The organism is Lutispora sp., assembly GCF_041687175.1.
Lineage (GTDB): Bacteria > Bacillota > Clostridia > Lutisporales > Lutisporaceae > Lutispora.
In genome coordinates, this window is the sequence record NZ_JAWLCK010000161.1 from 1 (window position 1) to 5,078 (window position 5,078).

Consider the following 5,078-nt stretch of genomic DNA (forward strand, 5'->3'; position numbering starts at 1 on the left):
TGAGATTATAACAAGAACAGAACACCAGGGATTTTAACAGTTATAAATAGTTAAAAAAGCCTCTTAGGTATAGTTATATTATATCTAAGAGGCTTTTTAATTGATATATAATTTTACGAAAATATTTCGTGTATTAAATATATATAAAATTAAATAAAAAAAGATTTAGCATTACTAAAAAATAAAGGATTTTTCAATCTTATATAGAATAAATGTAGTTAATATAATATTCAGAAAAAAGCAAAAATTTTTACGGTTTTATCTATGTCGCTGATAAAATTATAATATTTTGTAACTTTATCAAGAAAGAAAGTGCTATAGACTTATGAAAAGAGAAATTTCACATAATATTATGAGAGGTGAGCATATGAAGGAAGAATTAGGTCAAAAAATAAATGATATTAGAAATTCAAAAGGAATGACACTTAAGGATTTAAGTGAAAAGACAGGTCTATCAGTTGGATTTTTGTCACAAGTGGAAAGAGGATTAACCTCTATAGCTATCTTATCCTTAAAGAGCATAGCTGATGCTTTAGATACAGATTTGTCCGTATTCTTCGCACCTCCCAAAAAAAATCGTTCACTGGTATTAAGAAGCTATGAGCAAGAATCCTTTCAATATGAAAACTATAGCTACATTTTATCTAACCTGTCAGGGGATATGAAAGATAGAAACATAGAAGTCATGTTGGTAACAATTTTACCGGGAGATGATAAGGGTGCTCCAGCTAAATCTCCACATACTGGTGAGGAATTTATTTATGTGTTGGAAGGAATACTGACTTTGTATTACAACGATGAAGAGTATATTTTGTATCCTGGAGACAGTGCTCATTATAAGGCTACAGAGCCACATACGTGGAGAAATGAAACAAACAGGCTCGTAAAGATCTTATCAGTCAACACCCCGATTATTTTTAATAGTTAAGGAATCATTATAGACAAATATGAAACATGCTGGTTTAGAATAGCAAAGGGAACTCAATAGACATCCTATCTTCCATATACTATACTAATAAAAAAACTATATAGCAGGTGATGCTATGGGCAAGCTGGAAAGGATAATAAAGGATAAAGAATTCATATTGGAAAGCCTCCATGATGGTATATCCATAATAGACCATAGAGGTATTGTTGTCTATGTAAACAACTCCAATACCAGGATAACCAAGAAGGACAAAAGCTATTTTCTGGGCAAGCATGTGCAGGATGTGGTGCCTGATTCTGGCATGCTTGGAGTATTGGAAACAGGTAAAAAATTAGTAGATATAACCACCCATGTATTTGACGCCACCGTCATATCAAATATAGTACCTATACTGGATGGTGAACGGATCATTGGCGTCATATCCATATTCAGAGATATAACCGAGATAAAGCAACTCAATGACAAGCTGGAATATGCCAACACCACCATAAAGCAGCTTTATGGGAAACTGCAGGAAGTAAATGAGAATAAGAGCGATCTGGTGGTAGGAAAGAGCCAGGCCATGAGGGAAGTTATGAAATATGCCCTAAAGGCTAGCATGGTTGACTCAAACCTTCTTATAGAGGGAGAAAGCGGAACGGGCAAAGAAGTATTGGCAAGGTTTGTGCACAAGAACAGTCCCCGAAAGGACAAGCCTTTTCTGGCTGTCAATTGTGCTTCTATACCCTTTAATCTGTTGGAAAGTGAACTTTTCGGTTATGAGGAAGGGGCTTTTACAGGAGCAAAAAAAGGTGGACATCCGGGCTTTTTTGAAATGGCAGCCGGCGGAACTCTTTTGCTGGATGAAATAGGTGATATGGATATCGCTCTTCAATCTAAAATACTGAGGGTGATCCAAAACAAAGAAATCATAAAAATAGGAGGCAATAAGATGCTTCCTGTGGATGTGCGGATTATAGCTGCAACCCACAAGGACCTGAGAGCCTTGGTTGCTGCAGGGAAGTTCAGAGAAGATTTGTATTACAGGCTTGAAGTAATAAAGATATTTATTCCGCCTTTGAGGGAGAGGAAAGAAGATATCATATATTATATAGACAACATGCTCAGCAAGATGGGCAAAAAAACGGGAAGAGATGTGAGATTGGGAGAGGATGCTCTAAAGATACTTAATAACTATGATTATCCCGGGAACATAAGGGAACTGGAGAATATAATCGAAAGAGCCGTGGTAATGGATGAGGATGGGATCATTTCTAAAAAGGATCTTCCTCTCTATGTGACAGAGCAGGATCCAAAAAGCAGCAGCCAGCTCAATCTGCAATACCAGGATCACTTTCCCACCATGGAAGAAATAGAAGCTGATGCTATAAGAAAAGCCATGGAGAAATATAAAAATAAGTCAAAGGTAGCAGAAACTTTGAATATATCTAGAGCAGCCCTATATAGGAAGATGGAGAAGTATAATATAAAGTGATTTCATGATAGTTCAATATTTACGATTTTTAACATTATTTATCTAAATATGGCGTTTTATGTATTTTTATGATAAACTATGTAGTAATAATTACCATGTAGGAGGTGCTTATTCTGAACATCTCAAAATTATTAAAAGTCATGGGATTTATATTTATTATTCTAGCTTTATTAACGGGCACCAGTATATACTACTTTAATACAGGCATTGAGAAAGAACGAAATGCTGTAAGCAGACAAGCTGAAATGCGAGATTTGGCTTCTGAACTGATAGAGGTTACAGAATATAAGACAGATCAAGTTAAAGCCTATGTTCAGTTTGGCCTGGAAGTAAGCTATAACAACTATTTAAAAGAGATAAACGAAACCAAAACTGTAGAAAGCATATTAAACAGAATCAAAGAATTAAATGTCTCCAAAGAAAGCATGAATTATTTGGAAAATGCCATTTCTGTTTCTAATAACCTTACTAAGGCTGAAGCGAAAGCTCTTGAGGCATACGAAAATAAAGACAAAGAAATGGCTGAATTTCTGGTAACCAATTCAGGCTATGAAGCAAGTAAAACTACAATGATGGAATATCTAGAATTATTTGAAGGAAAAATAAATGAAGAAGCTAAAGCCTACACTTCAGAAATAATGGTTCAAACAGACTTTCTATTTATGATAATTGTAATAACTTCATCATTGCTTGTGGTATTTGTACTCTTCACTTTTATTATTCTAAACAAAAAAATCTCCCGACTTGCTGATATATCTAACAAGATGACGGAACTTTCCAATAATGAAGGCGATTTGACCTCACAATTACAGATAAAAAGCAAAGATGAAGTAGGTAAAATAGGCATAGCCTTTAATAAAATGATTTCCAATCTTAGAAGCCTTATTTCTGAAGTAAACGACACAACAGAAGTAGTATCAAGCGAAACTCAGAAACTTGAAACTACAGTTGAAGAAGTTGCTACGAGAATGAAAGGAATAAATCATTCAGTGGAAGAAATAACAGGAGGGGCAGAGGAGCTGAGTGCTACCACTGAAGAGGTTAATGCTTTTACAGAAGAAATCTCAAGTGCTGCAATTCACCTTGAAACTAAAGCAGAAGAAGCGAAAAAATCTTCGCAAGAAATTCATGAAAGAGCTATTGCAATAAAAAATGAGTCAGCTAAAGCTATGGAAAGAGGCAATGCACTTTATAAAGAAAAATATGAAGTAATCAAAAAAGCTATAGAGCAAGGTCAGGTAGTTGATGAAGTAAAGGTTATGGCTGATTCTATAGGAGATATTGCGTCTCAGACCAATCTTCTGGCATTAAATGCAGCTATAGAAGCTGCAAGGGTAGGAGAAGCAGGGAAAGGCTTCGCGGTAGTTGCTGATGAAGTGAGAAAGCTTGCTGAGCAGTCAAGCGAAGCTGTGAATAACATACATATTGTAGTGGACAAAGTAGAAGCGGCTTTCAGAAATCTCTCCATGGGTTCAAGTGAAGTTCTTGATTTCTTATCCAATGAAATGCAACCAAGTTATCAATTGTTGATGAATACAGGGGAGCAGTACAGTAAAGATGCCGAGTTCATAAATAAAATGGCTGATGAGATACTATCTGCAGTGAAAACCATGAATGCATCTATCGAACAAGTTAGTGGTTCCATACAGAATGTATCCGCCATTGCTCAGGAATCAGCAGCAGGTACTGAAGAAATATATAGCACTGTAAGCGAGAGCGTTGAAGCAGTAGAAGAGTTAGTAAAGTCTGCTCAAGAACAGCAGGAAATGGCGCTAAGGCTTAAAGAATTGGTGAGCAGATTCAAAATTTAATAAGTTGTATATAAATGACACATGAAGCAAAAAATCTGATATCATGTGTCATTTTGTTACAATAGAAATTTATATATGTTTAATAATTGATTCTGATACAAAAGAGTCTCGAGATTATTTTGCTGAAGATTTGTTTATTTTATCTACATATGCTTAATATTCAGAGCAGCAGCTGAAGCAATGAATATATCCCGAGCAGCTCTATATAGAAAATACCTAGATATTGGGTTAAGTAAATCTATGGATGACTTTTTGATTTATATGATAAATTTCGACATAATTGGCTAAATAGTTAAAATAATTGCATAATTATGTTATAATATGTAGAACTGAAAATCTTTTAGGAGGTAATTCATTTGAGCGTATCGAAACTGTTAAAGATTATGGGTTCTATATTTATAATATTATGCATAGCTGCAATTGTGGGTCTATACAATATTAACCTATATATAGGAAATGAGCGGAATGCTGTAGATAGAGAGGCTCAAATTAGGGAGTTAACATCACAATTTATATCAGCTACCAATTATAAATCAGAATTAGTCAAATCATATATACAATATGGATTAGAAGAAAAATATGATGAATTGTAAAGAAGTGATACACATTTCTAAGTAGGTAGAAAAAAGTGTATCATTTTTTTACAGTTTGTAATCATGTCTGTCTATTTTCAAAACACAATTCCTTCTTCTGCTGATTTTTATAAATGGAAATATTATTGTTTTAATGGCTAGTATGCTGAAAAACAGCAGATTACCATTCTAAAATATTATTATTTTCACTGAATATTATGGAATGATTTTTGCATAAATGTAGAATGACTTGGAACAGTTGTATTTAATTGTTTTAGGTAAATTAATTATTA

General features: G+C 34.1%; 4 protein-coding genes. All 4 read left to right on the forward strand.

All coding sequences use genetic code 11. The features are described from left to right. Window positions 1–367: 367 nt before the first annotated feature. A complete protein-coding gene (locus ACESM9_RS14335) occupies window positions 368–928 on the forward strand; it encodes a helix-turn-helix domain-containing protein (protein ID WP_373000160.1) in 561 nt (186 codons plus the stop codon). 115 nt (window positions 929–1,043) lie between these two features. Next, entirely contained in the window at window positions 1,044–2,402 is a 1,359-nt protein-coding gene (locus ACESM9_RS14340; RefSeq protein WP_373000163.1) for a sigma-54 interaction domain-containing protein, read from the forward strand. Window positions 2,403–2,542: 140 nt separating this feature from the next. Continuing rightward, entirely contained in the window at window positions 2,543–4,213 is a 1,671-nt protein-coding gene (locus ACESM9_RS14345) for a methyl-accepting chemotaxis protein (protein WP_373000166.1), read from the forward strand. 356 nt (window positions 4,214–4,569) lie between these two features. Then, window positions 4,570–4,806, forward strand: a complete 237-nt coding sequence (locus ACESM9_RS14350) for a hypothetical protein (RefSeq protein WP_373000169.1) — start codon at window positions 4,570–4,572, stop codon at window positions 4,804–4,806. Window positions 4,807–5,078 lie beyond the last annotated feature (272 nt).

What these genes read in the sequence shown, in the direction of transcription:
- ACESM9_RS14335 (WP_373000160.1), top strand. Translation starts at nt 368, where the DNA reads ATGAAGGAAGAATTAGGTCAAAAAATAAATGATATTAGAAATTCAAAA.
- ACESM9_RS14340 (WP_373000163.1), top strand. Translation starts at nt 1,044, where the DNA reads ATGGGCAAGCTGGAAAGGATAATAAAGGATAAAGAATTCATATTGGAA.
- ACESM9_RS14345 (WP_373000166.1), top strand. Translation starts at nt 2,543, where the DNA reads ATGGGATTTATATTTATTATTCTAGCTTTATTAACGGGCACCAGTATA.